At 71.7% G+C, this 15,676-nt stretch carries 14 protein-coding genes; 6 read left to right on the top strand and 8 right to left on the bottom strand.

Features of this window, described 5'->3' with window-relative positions; all coding sequences use genetic code 11:
• Positions 1-13: 13 nt before the first annotated feature.
• From ACZ6IM_RS17515 to ACZ6IM_RS17505, 3 genes are all read right to left on the bottom strand, one after another.
• The gene (locus tag ACZ6IM_RS17515) at positions 14-835 is read right to left on the bottom strand and encodes a glycerophosphodiester phosphodiesterase (protein WP_469557391.1); all 822 of its coding nucleotides are present in this window, start codon (positions 833-835) and stop codon (positions 14-16) included.
• 32 nt (positions 836-867) lie between these two features.
• A complete protein-coding gene (locus ACZ6IM_RS17510; RefSeq protein WP_052838750.1) occupies positions 868-3,117 on the bottom strand; it encodes an alpha-N-acetylglucosaminidase in 2,250 nt (749 codons plus the stop codon).
• A gap of 89 nt (positions 3,118-3,206) precedes the next feature.
• A complete protein-coding gene (locus ACZ6IM_RS17505) occupies positions 3,207-3,551 on the bottom strand; it encodes an STAS domain-containing protein (protein WP_052838749.1) in 345 nt (114 codons plus the stop codon).
• A gap of 114 nt (positions 3,552-3,665) precedes the next feature.
• Between ACZ6IM_RS17505 and ACZ6IM_RS17500 the strand changes: the two genes are divergently transcribed.
• Both ACZ6IM_RS17500 and ACZ6IM_RS17495 read left to right on the top strand, forming a co-directional pair.
• Entirely contained in the window at positions 3,666-4,217 is a 552-nt protein-coding gene (locus tag ACZ6IM_RS17500) for a YciI family protein (protein ID WP_052838748.1), read from the top strand.
• Positions 4,218-4,356: 139 nt separating this feature from the next.
• On the top strand, positions 4,357-4,503 hold the full coding sequence (locus tag ACZ6IM_RS17495) for a hypothetical protein (protein ID WP_052838747.1): 147 nt from the start codon (positions 4,357-4,359) through the stop codon (positions 4,501-4,503).
• 112 nt (positions 4,504-4,615) lie between these two features.
• On the opposite strand, the gene ACZ6IM_RS17490 is transcribed toward ACZ6IM_RS17495, so the two are convergent.
• Positions 4,616-5,473: a glycoside hydrolase family 16 protein gene (locus ACZ6IM_RS17490; RefSeq protein WP_052838746.1), complete on the bottom strand. Its 858-nt coding sequence runs from the start codon at positions 5,471-5,473 to the stop codon at positions 4,616-4,618.
• A gap of 100 nt (positions 5,474-5,573) precedes the next feature.
• The gene (locus ACZ6IM_RS17485) at positions 5,574-6,767 is read right to left on the bottom strand and encodes a glycoside hydrolase family 64 protein (protein ID WP_469557387.1); all 1,194 of its coding nucleotides are present in this window, start codon (positions 6,765-6,767) and stop codon (positions 5,574-5,576) included.
• 254 nt (positions 6,768-7,021) lie between these two features.
• Here ACZ6IM_RS17485 and ACZ6IM_RS17480 point away from each other — a divergent pair, with 254 nt between their 5' ends.
• Positions 7,022-8,131 (top strand): glycoside hydrolase family 43 protein, encoded by a 1,110-nt coding sequence (locus ACZ6IM_RS17480; RefSeq protein WP_469557385.1) that lies wholly within the window; start codon positions 7,022-7,024, stop codon positions 8,129-8,131.
• Positions 8,132-8,152: 21 nt separating this feature from the next.
• On the opposite strand, the gene ACZ6IM_RS17475 is transcribed toward ACZ6IM_RS17480, so the two are convergent.
• Positions 8,153-8,623, bottom strand: coding sequence for a hypothetical protein (locus tag ACZ6IM_RS17475; RefSeq protein WP_469557383.1), 471 nt, complete (start codon positions 8,621-8,623; stop codon positions 8,153-8,155).
• A 330-nt stretch (positions 8,624-8,953) separates the two neighbouring features.
• Here ACZ6IM_RS17475 and ACZ6IM_RS17470 point away from each other — a divergent pair, with 330 nt between their 5' ends.
• Both ACZ6IM_RS17470 and ACZ6IM_RS17465 read left to right on the top strand, forming a co-directional pair.
• Positions 8,954-9,829, top strand: a complete 876-nt coding sequence (locus ACZ6IM_RS17470) for a helix-turn-helix domain-containing protein (protein WP_052838742.1) — start codon at positions 8,954-8,956, stop codon at positions 9,827-9,829.
• Between the two features lie 56 nt (positions 9,830-9,885).
• A complete protein-coding gene (locus ACZ6IM_RS17465) occupies positions 9,886-10,701 on the top strand; it encodes an SAM-dependent methyltransferase (protein WP_052838741.1) in 816 nt (271 codons plus the stop codon).
• A 29-nt stretch (positions 10,702-10,730) separates the two neighbouring features.
• On the opposite strand, the gene ACZ6IM_RS17460 is transcribed toward ACZ6IM_RS17465, so the two are convergent.
• Together ACZ6IM_RS17460 and ACZ6IM_RS17455 are read right to left on the bottom strand one after the other, a co-directional pair.
• Positions 10,731-12,377 (bottom strand): VWA domain-containing protein, encoded by a 1,647-nt coding sequence (locus tag ACZ6IM_RS17460; protein WP_469557381.1) that lies wholly within the window; start codon positions 12,375-12,377, stop codon positions 10,731-10,733.
• A 20-nt stretch (positions 12,378-12,397) separates the two neighbouring features.
• A complete protein-coding gene (locus tag ACZ6IM_RS17455) occupies positions 12,398-13,615 on the bottom strand; it encodes an AAA family ATPase (protein WP_469557379.1) in 1,218 nt (405 codons plus the stop codon).
• 136 nt (positions 13,616-13,751) lie between these two features.
• Here ACZ6IM_RS17455 and ACZ6IM_RS17450 point away from each other — a divergent pair, with 136 nt between their 5' ends.
• Positions 13,752-15,671, top strand: a complete 1,920-nt coding sequence (locus ACZ6IM_RS17450) for a glycoside hydrolase family 9 protein (protein ID WP_469557377.1) — start codon at positions 13,752-13,754, stop codon at positions 15,669-15,671.
• Positions 15,672-15,676: the final 5 nt, after the last annotated feature.

Here is a 15,676-nt window from a genome sequence, read left to right as displayed (position 1 = left end):
CGGGGTCACCCGGTCACTCCCGCTGGGTGAGGGTCTGGGGGTAGTCGGTGATGATGCCGTCGACGCCGAGGCCGGTCATTTTGCGGATGGCGCCGGGTTCGTCGACGGTCCAGACGTTGATGTCCATGCCGAGTTGGTGGACGCGGTCGACGAGGGTCTGGTCGGTGACGGTGTGCTGGGGGTTGATCTGGTCGGCCCATTGGCTGAGTTCGGTCAGTTCGGTGTCGGTGGGGCGGTCGGCGTCGAGGATGCCGATGGGGATGTCGGGCTGGGTGGTGTGGAAGGTGCGGGCGTCGTCGGTCTGGAAGGACTGGACGGCCAGTTTTTTGCGGGCGAGGGCGGTGCGGAGGTAGTGGGGTTTGCTCCGCAATGTGTCGGCGAGGTCGGTGGCGATGGTGGTGCCGTATTGGCTGCAGGGGCTGATGTCGGCGAGGAGTCCGGTGGGGGTGTGCTGGATGTGGTGGATGACGTCGTCGAGGGTGATGAGGGGTTCGCCGGTGTAGTTGTCGTGGAACCAGGTTCCGGCGTCGAGGCGGCGGAGTTCGTTCCAGGTGAAGTCGGAGACGCGGTAGCGGGGGCGTCCGGGGTAGAGGTCTTCGATGTCGGTGGTGCGTTCCATGGTGCAGTCGTGGAAGTTGATGAGTTTGCCGTCCTTGGTGCGCTGGACGTCGATTTCGACGTAGTCGGCGCGTTGGCGGACGGCGAGGTCGATGGCGGCGGCGGTGTTCTCGGGTGCCATGCCGGAGGAGCCGCGGTGGGCGATGACGTCGGGTCCGGTCGCGGCCTGCGCGGTCGTCGACGTCGCCGCCAGTGCCAGACCACCCAGCACGGCCACGACCACACCGGCAGCCCTGCCGCTCGCGCGCCTCACCGCGCAGCCCCGGACGCGGCCGGCACCGGCGGTACCGGTGCGGGCAGGGCGTCGAGCACCTCGGCGGCCGTCGCCACGGGGTCGCCCGAGGGGTCGACGGGATAGCGGTCGTGCCGCTGGTTCCAGGCGTTCTCGAGCGCGAACCAGTCGATGGCGGCCGGTGGCTGCCCGGTGACCAGCGCGGTGTCGAGGGAGTCGAGGTACGTCGTCCAGCGCATCGCGTAGAAGTCGGCGACCAGCCCGGACCACTCCCGGTTGGCGTAGTCCCGCAGGCCGCCCGAGTCGCTGCCGGAGCGGTGGCCCCAGGTGGTGAGGATCGAACGGGCGTCGAACTCGGCGGCGTCGCGCTCCGCCTCGGTGCGGCCCCAGGACCTGGCCTGCGCCAGCCACGGGCCGAGCAGGAAGCGGGTGTCGGTGGCGAGCAGTCGGTCCAGCAGGGCCATGTCGTCCCTCCACTCGGCCGCCCCCGCACGGAAACCGGACAGGTCACCGGCGTCGTATGCGGCCTTGATCCTGGGGAGCAGCGTGCGGCTGCGGTTGGCCAGCGCCTGGCGGGCGACGTCGACCAGGTCGAAGCGGTAGGCGTCGGTCGTCCGCAGGGCCGGTGCGACCTTCAGCAGCTCGGCCAGCGCCTCGCGCACCGTGCCGGGGTCGTAGCGCATGGCGCCGGGGCTCCAGCTGGCCGCCGAGGTGGCCGTCAGCCGCGGCCGGGCGGTGAAGAGACTGTCCTGCGCCTCGCTCCAGGTGCCGGACGGCATGCTGTACGGGCCCGTGCGCAGCAGCTCCCAGGCCCGGGCCGCGTGCGGATCGGGTCGGCCGTAGCGGCGTTCGGCGTACGCGGCGAACCAGGCCGCGTGGTCCACCGGGCCGGTGCGCCAGGCCAGTTCGGTGAACAGTTCGTAGGCGACCGGATTGCCGCCCGTGCCTTCCGGCAGGTACGCGATGCCGGCCAGCGCGCTGCCGGGTTCGGTGCGCCACCGGTCGAAACGCTCGGCCCACACGGCGGTGTTGGCGCCGGCGGTGGTGTGACCGCCGAAGTTGGGGATGGTGCCGAAGGCGTACGGCGCACCGTGCCAGGTGGTCTCGCGGTCGAGGCCGTCGTAGCGGTCGGAGAGCCCGTCGACGACGAGCAGTCTGCCCTTGTCGACGGCGTCGATGATCTGTGTCGACGGGTTGTTCTGCCAGCCGAGCAGCGTCCAGACGGCACCGGGACGCGCGGTCTGCAACGCCTTCATCACGGCCTGGGCGGCCTCGCCGATGGGGACGTCGCCTGGCCGGCCGCCCTCGTGCAGCAGATCCATCTTGTACATCGTGGAGTCGCCGAACAGCTCACGCTGATGGCGGTAGAACGCGGCGGCGACCCTGGGGAACACATCGGTGCGCGGGTCCAGCCAGTCGGGCCGCTGGAAGCCGACCCACTGGCCCTGCGGGACGACCGTGCCGCCGGGGTTGCGGTCGGTGAAGCCCGGCGGCACGGTGCCGTAGTAGCCGGGCAGTACGGGGGTCATGCCCAGCTCGCGCAACCGGTGCGCGATCCTGCGGCCGAGTGCGGCGCGGTCCTCGATCAGCCGCTCGGAGACGGGACCGGCGAAGCCGGACATGTTCTGCATCAGCCACCACGGCTGGTGCGCCGGACCCGGGATCCAGGACCTCAGCTCCTGCTTCGAATACCCGAACTCCTGGAGCGTCTCGTAGTAGACGGCGTCGGCACCCGTCTGGACGAAGACCTCGTTCGCCCCGTGCAGGGCGAGGAGGTCGATCTGCTTCTCGTAGGAGGCCCAGTCGCGGTAGGCGCCGGAGTAGCCGTCGTCCGTGTCGTTCAGCGCGAAGCGGTGCGGCACCGAGGCCTGCCGGCGGACGGTACCGTCGGGAGCGGGCAGGGTGCGCGGCAGCTTGGCCGTGCTGCGCCCGGGCCAGCCGATGTCCACCTTGGCCGTGTACTTGAGGTACCAGTTGACGCCGCTGAGGATCACCGCGGGACTGGTGCCCCGCACCCGGACGTGGCCGGCGCGGCCGGAGACGCTGAACCAGTCTCCGGAGGCGGGGCGGCTCGCCGGAATCAGGGTGAACTGCGAGACGTGCCGCGGCAGCAGCCGGGCGAGCGCCGCCCTGGCGGAGTACGTGGCGAAGGCCCCTCCGCCCGGCGGGGACGCCGCCGCGGGGGAGGAGGAGGGGGTGAGCGTGGTGGTGAGAAGGGCGAGGGCGACGGCTGCGCAGAGGGCAGCCCAGGGTCTGAGGCTTCTCACGGTCACCTCTGGGGAGTTGTTGACGGGGTGTTGGTGAATATGGGGGCGGGCGAGCACCCCGTCAAGGGCGCCTCGCCGTGCGCTCGTGGCTAGGAGGTTCGTCGCGCCTGGTAGACGGAGTCGTAGATGGGGAAGACGTGTCGCAGGCCGGTCAGGGCGAAGAGCTGCTTGGTATTGGCGTCCGTGATGACCAGTTTCAGTTCGCCGCGCACCGACTGGACCCGTTTGAGGGCGCCGACCAGCACGCCCAGGCCCATGGAGTCGATGAACGCCACCGCGCGCAGGTCGACGACGAACCGGCGGTGACCGTCCGCGAGCCGCTCGATCATGTACTGCTTGATCGTCGGCACGGTGTACACGTCCACCTCGCCGCGGATCTCCACGACGGTCCAGTCCCCGACGTCACTGTGGTTGATCTCGATGGGAGGTTCCATACGTACTCAACGGCATGCCCTGGGCAGAGGTGGTTCCGCACATTCGTTCTGCATATGCGTGAACGACTGGCCAAAGGATCACGAGAGGTAGCACCCGTGGCTCACACTGAGCGCATGGAATTCTTCTGCTACCACCGCGACCGCACCGGTTCCCTGGCCCTGCGGGAGGAACTGGTCGAAGCGCACTGGTCCTACATGGACGGGTACGCCGCGGAGATGATCGCGCGCGGCCCGACCCTCACCGGGGACCGCGAGGTGCCCACGGGCAGCGTGCACGTGCTCGACCTGCCCGGTCCCGCCGCCGCCCGGGCGTTCGCCTTCGACGAGCCCGGCTACCAGGCCGGCGTCTACCGCGACGTGCTGCTGCGCCGGTGGCGCAACACGCTGGGGCGCACCATGTGGGACTTCCCCGGTGGCCGGACCGGGGACGACAGGTTCCTGGTGCTCGGCCTGGGCGCCGGTGAGGCGGCCGACCTGGACGTACCGGCCGGAGGGGACGACCTGATCGCGTACGGTCCCCTGCTGTCCGACGACGGCGACAGCTGGCTGGGTACGGCGGCGCTGGTGCGGGCACCGGACCCGGACACGGCGCGGGCCCTGCTGAGCGCGGACCGTTACACCGAGATCGAGGTGCACCCCTGGCAGTTCGGCGGACGCGAGTCCTGAACCGGGAGGCGGCGGCCCCCGGCGTGTTTCGAGCCTCGGCAAAGGGGTAGAGCCCGCTCCCGCCGTGCGGGTTCCGCCATTCGGGCGCATCCTTGAAGCCGGGCCACGAAGCCCACAGACCGACCCGTCGGGAGGTCCTGTGATTCTGCTCGCGCTGCTCCTACCAGTCGTGATGATGGCCTTCCTCTTCGCCGCGGACGCGCTCGAAGACCTGATCTTCCCGCCCCCGGCGGCCCCGGACGAGGACGCCGCGGCCGGGGACGTCGCCCGGACGACATCCCCCTGAGCCGGAGCGCGGCTCCAGGACCCGGCTCGCGGCCGAACGGGGAAGCGGGCCGCCACCTCGGGAAGGCGGCGGCCCGCTTCGGGCTCCGGATGCGGCGCGGGGCCCGGGGCCGTCAGCCGTCGCTCGTGGTCACCTTCACCTCGTCGACCACCAGTTGCTGCGGGAAGGTGGTCGAGCCGTCGGGGTCGCCCGGCCAGTAGCCGCCGACCGCGAGGTTCAGGATGAGGAAGAACGGCTTGTCGAAGACCCACTCCTTGCCGCCCAGGTCGGCCGGCGTGCGGGTCTGGTAGACGGTGCCGTCGACCGACCAGGTGATCTTGTCCGGCGCCCAGTCCACGGCGAAGGTGTGGAAGGCGTCCGCGAACGCCTCGCCGTTCGGCAGTGTGTAGGCCGCGCCGATGCCGCCCGAGCCGGAGTAGCCGGGGCCGTGGAGGGTGCCGTGCACGGTGGACGGCTCGAAGCCGACGTTCTCCATGACGTCGATCTCGCCCGAGTTGGGCCAGCCGACCTCGCCGATGTCCTGGCCGAGCATCCAGAACGCGGGCCAGATGCCCTGCCCGCGCGGGATCTTCATCCGGGCCTCGACGTGGCCGTAGGTCGCGGTGAACCTGCCGGAGGTGTTCAGGCGCGCGGAGGTGTACTCGCACGTGCCGTACCAGCACTGGTAGTTGCCCGGGTTCTCGCGGCGGGCCTCGATCACCAGGTTGCCCTGGCCGTCGAGCTTCGCGTTGTCGGTGCCGGGCGTGTAGTACTGCCGCTCATGGTTGCTGACGTTGTCACCGGTCTCGAGCTGCCACTTGGCGGCGTCGACGCCGGATCCGGCGGGTCCGTCGAAGGTGTCGGAGAACGTCACCGCCGCGGCGGACGCCGGCCGGTGCTTCGCCTGGGCGGGGGTCACCGCGGCGGCCGCGACGAGAGTGGCGGACAGGGTGGCGAGGAGGCAACTGCGGAGCAGTCGTGGGGAGGCCATGTCTCTCCCTTTCGTGGGCCCGCTCCCACGAGCGGGGAGCGGGCACGGGTGGTGGGGGGAAGGTGGTGCGTCGGTTCGGGCGCGGGTGGGGCCGGCCCGGTCAGTCGAAGGACTCCAGCGTGATCGCCGCGTCCTTGGGATCGCCGTCGTGCACCAGCGACTCGTGGTTGCCGACGTCGTCGAAGGCGAACGCGTACGCCTGGCCGTCCCGCATCTGCTCGTGGACGAGGCGGGCGTAGTGGTTGGTGACGTCGTCCTGGTAGAAGCCGGAGGCGTCGGCGTCGGGCTGCTCGGCGTTGGTGAGCAGCGTGGAGCGGTTGTACGCGGCGCACAGGGTCCGCGAGATGGGGCCGCGCACCTGGTCGTTGGGGGCGTCGAGCTTGTTGTAGCAGCCGAAGACCGAGTCGGAGTCCGGCTTCTCGAAGGAGGTCACCACCGCGCCGCTACCGTCGGTGAAGTCCATCCTGTCGCCGTTGACCCTGCCGTGGAACTTGGTGTCCGGCTGCTCCTTGAACGGCGTCACCGTCAGCGTCTCGGTGGCGTACTTGCTCCAGACGCGGTTGATGTAGTCGTCCATCACGTCGGCGGGTATGTCGCCGGAGCCGATGCCGTGCCCGGGGGCCAGGACGCGCAGCGGTGAGCCGTCGCCCCGCGTCTGGACCAGACCCTCCCAGCCGCCGCCCTGCCGGGTGAGGCCGTCGGCGACCGCCCGGTACCCGCCGGGCTTCAGCGAACCGGTCTGCTTCGTGGAGCCGTCACCCGCCGTCAGGCCGACGGAGTACGGAGCAGAGAACATGTCCACCTGGGTGGAGTTGATCCACAGCCCGGAGTCGTTGAGCGTGTACTCGGTCCAGTTGAACAGCGTGTCGTGGTTGGGGTCGTCGGCGTTCTGGACGGCGGGCTGGACCAGGCCGCCCTCGGCGAGCCGGAAATCGAGCTTCTTGCCGTACGAGAAGTAGACCCGGCCCGAGAACTTCGGAAGCTGAACGGTCTTTGACCCGCCGTTTGCGGGGCCCTCGAACGAGGCGTCGGGGGCGGGGACCGGCGGGGCGCCGCCGGCCGGCCAGGCGTGGAAGGCGCCGCTCTCGTCGGCGTACCCCTGCTTCCCGGAAGCGAGTTCGGTGCCGATCACGTAGACGTAGACCTGCTCGGCGTTGCCCGAGTCGTTCTTCAGGGTGAGCGGGATGGTGTCCGGTACCGCCGATGCCGGTTCGGCCGGCCCGACGACGACGGCGAGGGCGCCGATCGACGCCGCGACGGCCAGGGACGCCGTCAGCTTGCGTGGGGAAAGCACACGGTCCTCCTTGGTGTGGGGGGACTTGCAGGGTTGTAGCCCTTCCCTGTGCATGTCAACTAGGTGAACGAAATCAATCGGAAGAAGCCCCTCCAGGTTCGGAAGGTGAAGCAGGGGAAGGGCCGGTACGTCCGGATGTCGTGCGCGCAGGGGGCGTCGCGATGCGGTTATTGACATGTCCGCTGTCAATTACGATCCTGGACCCGCTGCCTACTTCCATCGATGTACATCACGGCCCGTGGAAGCGGAGGGACATGCCGCCCCTGACCGGAAGCCCAGCCAGCGGGACCGGGAAACTTCCCCGCCGCCTTCACGGTGCCGTCGCCGCCCTGCTGTCCGGCGCCCTCGTCGCCCTCCTGCTCGTGGTGTCCTCCGCCGGGCCCGCGCGGGCGGACCGGACCGGTCTGCGGGCCGCCGACCCGAGCGTGATCCGGGTCGGCGCCACCTACGTCTCGGTGCAGTCCACCGGGGGCGGCATCGCCGTACGGCAGGCCGCGTCCACGGCCGCGCTGGCGGCGGCGCCCGCCCGGCAGGTCTGGTCGGACTCCCGCGGCCGGGGCGAGGTGTGGGCCCCCGAGATCGTGCGGGACGGCGGCCGCTACTACATCTACTTCTCGGCCGGCCGCGGTGCGGCCCACCGGATGTACGTGATCAGCTCCACCGCCGCCGACAGCGGGTACGCGGCCGAGACGAAACTGGCGCTGCCGGACGACAAGTGGGCCATCGACGGCACCCTGTTCACCTTCGAGGGGCAGCGGTGGTTCGTCTGGTCGGGCTGGGCCGGTGACACCAACGTCGAGCAGAACCTCTACATCGCGCGGATGAGCAGCCCGACCGCGCCGACCGGCGCGCGGTACGTCATCTCGCAGCCGCGCGAGAGCTGGGAGCGGGTGGTGGGCGACCCGTTCATCAACGAGGGCCCCGAGCCGGTGAAGGACCCGAACGGGCAGCTGCACATCGCCTACTCCGCCAACGGCAGCTGGAGCGACCAGTACTGCCTGGCCGACCTGAGGCTGCGGGCCGGCGGCGACCCCACGTACGTGTGGGACTGGTACAAGTCCAACGGCTGCCTCTTCGGGTCCCACCGCGCCACGATGATGGCCGGCTGGGACCCCACCCTGTACGTCGACGGGCCGGGGCACCACAGCTTCGTGCTGCTCGACGGCGACATCGCCACGAGCCCGCCGGCCGGTCCCAGGTTCCCGCTGATGTTCCACGCGGTCGCCAAGGGGACGCCGTACGCGTGGGAGAACCGGTACTGGTACACCGGCACCTTCTGCTGGTGGGGCGGGACCACCTACAGCCGCGCCAACGTCCCGGGTCCCACCAGCGACACCGGCTGGAGCCTCAAGTTCTTCGAGTAGCGCGCTCGCGCCGCCGTCCGCTCAGGGTGCCAGGGACCAGCGCGGCGGCACACCGGCGAGGCGGCAGACGAGGAAGTACAAGGGGATGGGCGCGGTGTAGGGCGAGTCGCCGTCGGGGCCGTGGACCAGACGCGGACCGGTCGCCATCGCGCCCGGCCGCGCCCGGGTCCAGGACGGGTCGCCGACGACGTACTGGGCGCTCGACGGCCACGCGACTCCGATGTCGGATCCGGAGGGGACGATCCACCACCAGCGTCCCTCGTCGGCGAACACGCAGCCCGCACGGGGAAGGCGGGCCAGAATGCGTTCGCCGTGGGACGCGGAGGTGCCCACGGCGTCGTGCCCCAGGCCGGAGTGGAGTCCGGCGGGGAGGCTGAGCGGGGCGGTGTCCGGAGGGCGCCGGCGGGACGGGCGGACGGTGCCGGACAAGCACGGGCGGTCACGAACGATGGCCGCGGACGGACGTGGATCACGGGTGTGCTGCAGGTCCATGGGGGGTGGGTCCTTTGGCCGCGACGGACGTCAGGAGAACGTTGTCGTGCGAGACCGTCCCGTGAGGGTGGGGGACGTGTCGCCAACAGGACGGTCCTGGTCATCGGCTGCGAAATGGGGTGGAGAGACGCGACAGGGGGGCTGCGGGTGGAGAAGCACGGATCGAGAAGGACAGGGGGCGGTGAAGTCACTGTGTCACCCGTGAACAACCGTGCGCAACCGGCAAGTTGAAAATTGCAGCTGCCAGGACGCATCCTCCTGCGGCGGGCCGGTGCCCGTGACAGACTGGCGTGTCCGGGCCCGGGCGCGGGACGGCGAAGAGGAGACGGTGTGACCGCGGAGACCGACTGGGGCGGTGCCCCCTCCGTGCTGCGGATGATCCTCGGCAGACAGCTGGAGGAGTTGCGCACCCGCGCGGGTCTCACGTTCGAGCAGGCCGGAGAGGCGATCGGGGTGAGCCACTCCACGATCCGCCGGCTGGAGGCGGCCAAGGTGGCCCGGCTGCGCCTCCCGGACGTGGAGAAGCTGCTCCAGGTCTACGGCGTCCGCGACCAGCAGGAGATCGACACCTTCCTGAAGTCGGCGCGCGAGGCGAACAAGCGCGGCTGGTGGCACACCTACCGCGACGTCATGCCGGACTGGTTCGCCGCGTACCTGAGCCTGGAGCAGGCGGCCCTGCACATCCGCGCCTACGAGACCGGGTTCGTGCACGGACTGCTGCAGACCCCGGCCTACGCGCGGGCCCTGCTGAGCGCCGGCAACCCGCACGCGTCCTGCGCGGACACCGAGCGGCGGGTGGACCTGCGCATGCGGCGCCAGGAGATCCTCACCCGCCCCTCCCCGCCCCGCCTGTGGGTGGTGATGGACGAAACGGTCCTGCGCTGGCCCGTCGGTGGCACCGACGTGATGCGGCAGCAGGTGGACCATCTGATCGAGGTGGGCCGGCTGCCGCACGTGACCCTCCAGATCATGCCGTTCGCCGGGGGGCCGCACCCCGCCATGCGCGCCGGTGCCTTCGACCTCTTCCGCTTCCGGGCCCCCGAACTCCCCGACATCGTCTACCTCGGCGGACTCGTGGGCGCCGTCTACCTGGACAAGCGCGACGACGTGGTGGTCTACCGCGAGGCCCTGGACCGCCTGGGCGCCCAGGCGGTGCCCGCCCGCGGCACCGAGGAACTCCTCGGCGCGCTGCGCAAGGAGCTGTGAGGCTCTGGCGACCGAGAGTTGACCCGTACCGCACGACCCGACGGAGAGGGCGAACGATGTCCGACAGCGGATGGCCGGCCGACCGAATCGACACCGAGCACGCGCACTCGGCCCGGATCTACGACTACATCCTGGGAGGGAAGGACTACTACCCCGCCGACCGGGAAGCGGGTGACGCGATGGCCCGGGAATGGCCCGCGCTGCCCGTCCACATGCGCGCCAACCGGGACTGGATGAACCGCGCGGTGCGCTGGCTGGCCGAGGAGGCGGGCATCCGCCAGTTCCTCGACATCGGCACCGGCATCCCCACCTCGCCCAACCTGCACGAGATAGCCCAGTCGGTGGCACCCGACTCACGGGTCGTCTACGTGGACAACGACCCGATCGTCCTCACCCTCTCGCAGGGGCTGCTGTCCAGCACGCCCGAGGGCCGCACGACGTACATCGAGGCGGACTTCCAGCACCCCGAAGCCGTCCTCGAATCCGACGAGTTCCGCAAGGCGCTGGACCTGACCGAGCCCGTCGCGCTCACCGTGATCGCGATCGTCCACTTCGTCCTGGACGAGGACGACGCTGTCGGCATCGTCCGCCGCCTCCTGGAGCCCCTGCCCGCGGGCAGCTACCTGGCCATGACCATCGGCACCGCCGAGTTCGCCCCCGAGGAGGTGGGCCGGGTCGCACGCGAGTACGCGGCCCGCGACATGCCGATGCGGCTGCGGACCATCGACGAGGCCCACGAGTTCTTCGAGGGGCTGGAGCTGACCGAGCCGGGCATCGTCCAGGTCCACAAGTGGCGTCCGGACGGCACTGGGGAACAGGGCATCCGGGACGAGGACATCGCGATGTACGGGGCGGTGGCCCGCAAGCCCTGACGGCCCGCGCGCGGTGCCGGGCGGCCGGGTCAGATCACGCGGAACAGATCCGCGGCGGCATGGACGTCGGTGAAGTCCTCGACGGAACGGAGGTTGTCGCACAGTGCCGCGAGGACCGATCCGGCCGCCGCGGCGCGCGGGGCGCCGATGGCCACGCCGAAGACCCGGAAGCCCAGCCGGCGCTTGGCGTCGTTCCAGTTCCGCATCCACGCCTCGGTGACGCCGCAGTCGTCGTCGGTGAGCATCACGATGTCGCCGCGGGTGCGGGCGGCGTCGTTGAACTCCTCCTCGAGCAGTTCGCCCGCCGCCGACAGGGGCCGCTGGTAGCTGGTGCCGCCGCCGAGGAAGGTCTCCGCGAAGTCGAGGGTGCGGGCCAGACCGGCGGGCCGGTCGGCCGGGAAGCGGAAGACACGGAGCTTGTCGGCGGCGGAGAACACGATGCCGACGAAGTCCCGCCCCGCGTGGCGGGCCTGGTCCAGCAGGGCCAGCGCGCACGCCTTCGCCCACGCCTCCCGGGTGATGCCGCCGGGCCCCGCCTCGTACATGGAGTGCGAGGTGTCCACGCACGCGATGACGGCGCCCCGGCCGGTGGCCTGCTCCCCCTGGCTGTCGTAGAGCATCAGCTCCCCGGCGGCGTAGCGCGCGGCGAACACCGCGCGCAGACCGGGCAGTCCGAGGTTCGCCAGCTCGGACGGGACGACCCGGGAGAGGTCGTCGCCCAGCGTGACCCCGACCGGCTCCCCGGTGGCGTTCTCCACCCTGCGGGCCCGCTCCCCGGCCGCCATCTGCCGGAAACGGCCGATCAGTTCGGCCCACTCGGCGAGCCGGCCGGTGCGCAGGCGCTCGGCCAGCCGGGCGCGCTCGTCGAAGGGCATCCGCTCCAGCTCGCCGGAACCGACGCCCCAGGCCCGCATCAGGGCCGCCTCCTGCCGTGCGGCCGACGCCGCCGACGCCACCGCACCGCGTGCGGCGGCCCGGACGCCGGGCACGGCCATCGCGAACGACCGGGCGGCCTCGGAAGCGGCTCGTCTCGCGGCGTCCTCCGCGTCCTCGACCGCCCGTCGTACGGCGTCGGCCGCCGGTCTCGGCACGGTGCCGTCCTCGTCGGCCTCGTCGGCGGCCTGGCGGAGTGTCCCGGCGACGGCGTCCGCCGCGTCCTCCGCTGCCCGCCGGGCCCGCTCCGCCCGCTCGTCCCGGTCCCGGGCGGGCCGGGAGTCGTCCAGCATCCGGCGCAGCGCGGTGCCCTGGGCCAGCACGGCCATGGCGGCGGCGTACGGGTCGCCGGCCGTCTCCCGGTGCAGCTCGGCGAAGTCCGGTGACTCCAGCAGGGCGGTCACGATGCGGTGGTTGACCAGGTGGGAGGGGGCCATCCCGGTGGGCTCGCGCAGGCGCGGAGCGGCTTTGTACGCGGCCAGGAAGGCGTCGGTGAGGAGGTCGTCGGTGTGCGCGTGGCGCTCGGCCAGCTCCCCGGCCAACTCGCGCAGCGCGGGCGACTGTTCGTAGGTGTCGCGCCAGGCGATGCGGTCGAAGCGGTCCGCGACCACGGCTCCGGTGTGCCGCACGGTGGCGGCGGCCGACCGGGCCAGCCACGTCCCGGCCAGGTCCGCCAGCACGCCGAGCCGGCGCGCCGCCCCGTCCTCGCCCACGTCGCCGTCCACGTCCGTGTCCTCGTTCACGCTGCCGTCCTGCCCGGTGCTCAGAGCTGGGCCTGCACGGTGCTCGCGTCCACGCCCAGGGCCTCGGTGAGCACCCGGGCGCGCACGGCGCGCTGGCGGCCGGTGACCCGGTCGATCGCCGTGGTGGAGCGGCCCGCGACCACCGCCTCCTCGCGCAGTCTCTCCAGCCGCTTGCCCGCCATGGCCAGCTGGTTGTGGGCCTTCTTGATGACCCACTCGCTGAGTGCCTCGCGGGACTGCCCGGCCATCGCGTCCAGTTGGGTCTCCAGCTCCTCGATGGTGTCGGCGAGGTCGAGGGCCTCCTTGGCGTCGGGATTGACCAGGTGCAGCACCTCGCGTTCGACGGTCGGGCGCTGGGCGGGGGAGTCCCACAGCACATGGGTCAGCACCGACAGATCGCTCTCACCGACCGAGGGGCGCCCGTCCAGGTACGCGGAGGCCTGGAGCAGACCCACCGCCTGCCGCCAGCGGCGGTCGGAGGCGATCAGCTCCTTGCGGCGCAGGGCGGCCCGCAGCGTGCACACCGCGTCCACGATCGGGTCGGGCACCTCCACGGCGGGCACGGCCTCGGCCACGGCGTGCCGCAACGCCGCCAGGTCCACGGTGGTCCGCTTCGGCGCCGCCGGACGGCTGACGGCGGAGCGGACGAGAGCGGCGAAGTTCGAGGGGTCCTCCAGGTACTTGACCTCGATCCGCACCAGCAGCCGGTCGTAGATCGCGGCCGAGTCCTCCCCGTCGGGCAGCTCGTTGCTCGCCGTGATCGCGCCGATGAGGGGACAGTGGACGGGCTCGCCGCCACTCTCAGGGTGGTAGATCCGCTCGTTGAGATATCCCAGCGTCTCGTTGAGCGCCGCCGTGGAACACTTGAAGATCTCGTCGATGAACGCGACGTGCGCGGTGGTGGCGCGCCCCTCGAAGACCTGGCGGTACTCCCCGCGTGCCAGCGCGGCGACGTCGATGGGCCCGAACATCCTCGTCGGCGCGGTGAACTTGGACAGCAGGATCTCCCAGTAGGACGCCCCCGTGATCCGGCCGGTGAGTTCCCGGGCCAGCTCGGACTTGGCCGTTCCCGGCGGGCCGAGGACCAGCGAGTGCTGACCGGCGAGCAGCGTCACCAGCAGGGTCCGCACGACGTCGGCCCGCTCGTAGAAGCGGTCCGACAACTCGTCGCCGATCGCCCGGAGTCGCTCGGCCGTGTCCGGTGCGACCGATGCCTGCTGCGGGTCCTGTGGGCCCATGGCCGACTCCTCCTGTGGCGGTCCTGGCGGGCTGGCGGATCAGAGCCTATCCCGCACAAACGTCCGCTTCGTCGTTCCTCCTTCCACCGGCACCTCGGCCCGCGGCACGGTGGTGGCATCGAGGAGACTGTCCACCATGAACCACTTCCGCTCGCCGTCGGCCCGCACCGTGTCGGCCGCGACCGCTTCCGTCCTGGCGGCCTGCTGCCTCACCGCGTGCTCCGCGGGCCGGGACGAGGCGCCGGCGGCCATCCGCGTCAACCAGGTCGGGTACGTGTCCGGCGAGAAGAAGTTCGCCTATGTCATGGGGGACCGGGACACGCTGGCCGACGCCGAGTTCGAGGTGCTCGACGAGCACGGCGACACGGCCGAGCACGGCAGCCTCGGTCCTTCCCTCGGCGACTGGAACAGCACGTACACCGCCGTGCGCACGATCGACCTCTCCTCGCTGCACCGCACCGGCACCTACCGGCTGCGCCTGGCCGGTGCGGCCGGGGACCCGGAGGTCCGCTTCCGGGTGGCACCGGCCCGGCAGCTGCTGGACCCGCTGCGCGCGGACACCGTGCGCTTCTTCGGCACCCAGCGGGACGGGGAGGACGTACTGGCCGACGCGACCGGGCGGGTGCCCTCACACCTGACCGACGACCGGGCCCACGTCTACGCGCCGGCCCGCACCGGCTCGGCCGCCGAGGGGTCGTCGGCGGAGGGGACGTCGGCCGACCCGGAACTGACCGAGGTCGGCGGTCCCGTGGACGTCTCGGGCGGGTGGTTCGACGCGGGTGACTTCCTGAAGTTCACGCACACGGCCTCCTACGTGGTCGCACAGATGCTGAGCACCGTCCGCGACACCCCCTCGGTGCCCGGGCTGCGGGAGGAGGCACGGCACGGTCTGCGCTGGCTGGACCGGATGTGGGACGGGGAGACGGGCACGCTCTACGCACAGGTGGGTCTGGGGTCCGGCGGCAAGGAGGTCCGCGGCGACCACGACGTGTGGCGGCTGCCGGAGGAGGACGACCGGCTCACCGTGCGACCGGGGGACGCCGACTACCTGATCAAGTACCGGCCCGTCTTCCGCGCCAACCAACCCGGGGACCCCATCAGCCCCAATCTCGCGGGCCGGGTGAGCGCGGCCTTCGCCCTCGCCGCGCAGACCGACGCCGAGGACCACCCGGAACAGGCCCGCCGGTGGCTGGACAAGGCGGCCGCCGTCTACGCGCGGGCGGACACGCGGCCCGACGTGGGGGCCCTGGTCACCACCACGCCCGCGGACTACTACCAGGAGCACTCCTGGCGCGACGACATGGAATGGGCGGCCGTCGAACTCTCCCGCGGCGCTCAGGCCCTGGGCGACTCGCGTGCCTCGGGGTGGGGCGACGAGGCGGCCACCTGGGCCCGCGCGGCTCTGCGCGAGGAGCGCGGGGGCACCCTGGGCCCCGCCGACGTCAGCGCCCTCGCCCACGCCGACGTGCTCACCTCGGCGGACCCCGACGCGGACCTCGCGAGCGCCCTCGAGGCGGAACTGAGGCGGCAGGTGGAGACGGGGCGCAAGCGCGCGGCCGAGGACCCCTTCCGGTCGGGCGTCATACCCAGCGACTTCGACGCGGTGCCCCACACCTTCGGCCTGCTCGCGACCGCCGAACTGTACGCCCGTGTCACCGGCGACCACCGGTACGACGACTTCGCCGCGCAGCAACGGGCCTGGGCCCTCGGGGCGAACGCCTGGGGCACCAGCTTCGTCGTGGGCGCGGGCGACCTCTATCCGCACTGCCCCCAGCACCAGGTCGCCAACCTGGCCATGAGCCGCACCGGCCACGGCGACATCCTGCGCGGCGCCGTCGTCAACGGGCCCAACGACGCGGACCTGCTGAAGGAACCGGACACCTTCGACGGGAGCCGCCCCTGCTCCTTCGCCCCGGACGGCGAGGAGTGGTCGCGGTTCGACGGCCACGGCGCCGGTTACGTCGACGACGTGCGGGCCTGGCAGACGGTCGAACCGGCCGACGACTTCACCTCGACGGCCCTGTACGCGCTCTCCCTCACCGTCGGCGGGGCCTGAGCCGC

The sequence above is a fragment of the Streptomyces sp. NPDC042336 genome, assembly GCF_055581985.1.
Note: the sequence above shows the minus strand (reverse complement) of the source record. Positions and strands in the feature narration are given on the sequence as shown.

Coding starts and splice junctions, on each gene's coding strand:
- ACZ6IM_RS17480 (WP_469557385.1), top strand. CDS start 7,022: ATGCCGCCCCTGACCGGAAGCCCAGCCAGCGGGACCGGGAAACTTCCC.
- ACZ6IM_RS17475 (WP_469557383.1), bottom strand. CDS start 8,623: ATGGACCTGCAGCACACCCGTGATCCACGTCCGTCCGCGGCCATCGTT.
- ACZ6IM_RS17465 (WP_052838741.1), top strand. CDS start 9,886: ATGTCCGACAGCGGATGGCCGGCCGACCGAATCGACACCGAGCACGCG.
- ACZ6IM_RS17450 (WP_469557377.1), top strand. CDS start 13,752: ATGAACCACTTCCGCTCGCCGTCGGCCCGCACCGTGTCGGCCGCGACC.
- ACZ6IM_RS17490 (WP_052838746.1), bottom strand. CDS start 5,473: ATGGCCTCCCCACGACTGCTCCGCAGTTGCCTCCTCGCCACCCTGTCC.
- ACZ6IM_RS17500 (WP_052838748.1), top strand. CDS start 3,666: ATGGAATTCTTCTGCTACCACCGCGACCGCACCGGTTCCCTGGCCCTG.
- ACZ6IM_RS17505 (WP_052838749.1), bottom strand. CDS start 3,551: ATGGAACCTCCCATCGAGATCAACCACAGTGACGTCGGGGACTGGACC.
- ACZ6IM_RS17455 (WP_469557379.1), bottom strand. CDS start 13,615: ATGGGCCCACAGGACCCGCAGCAGGCATCGGTCGCACCGGACACGGCC.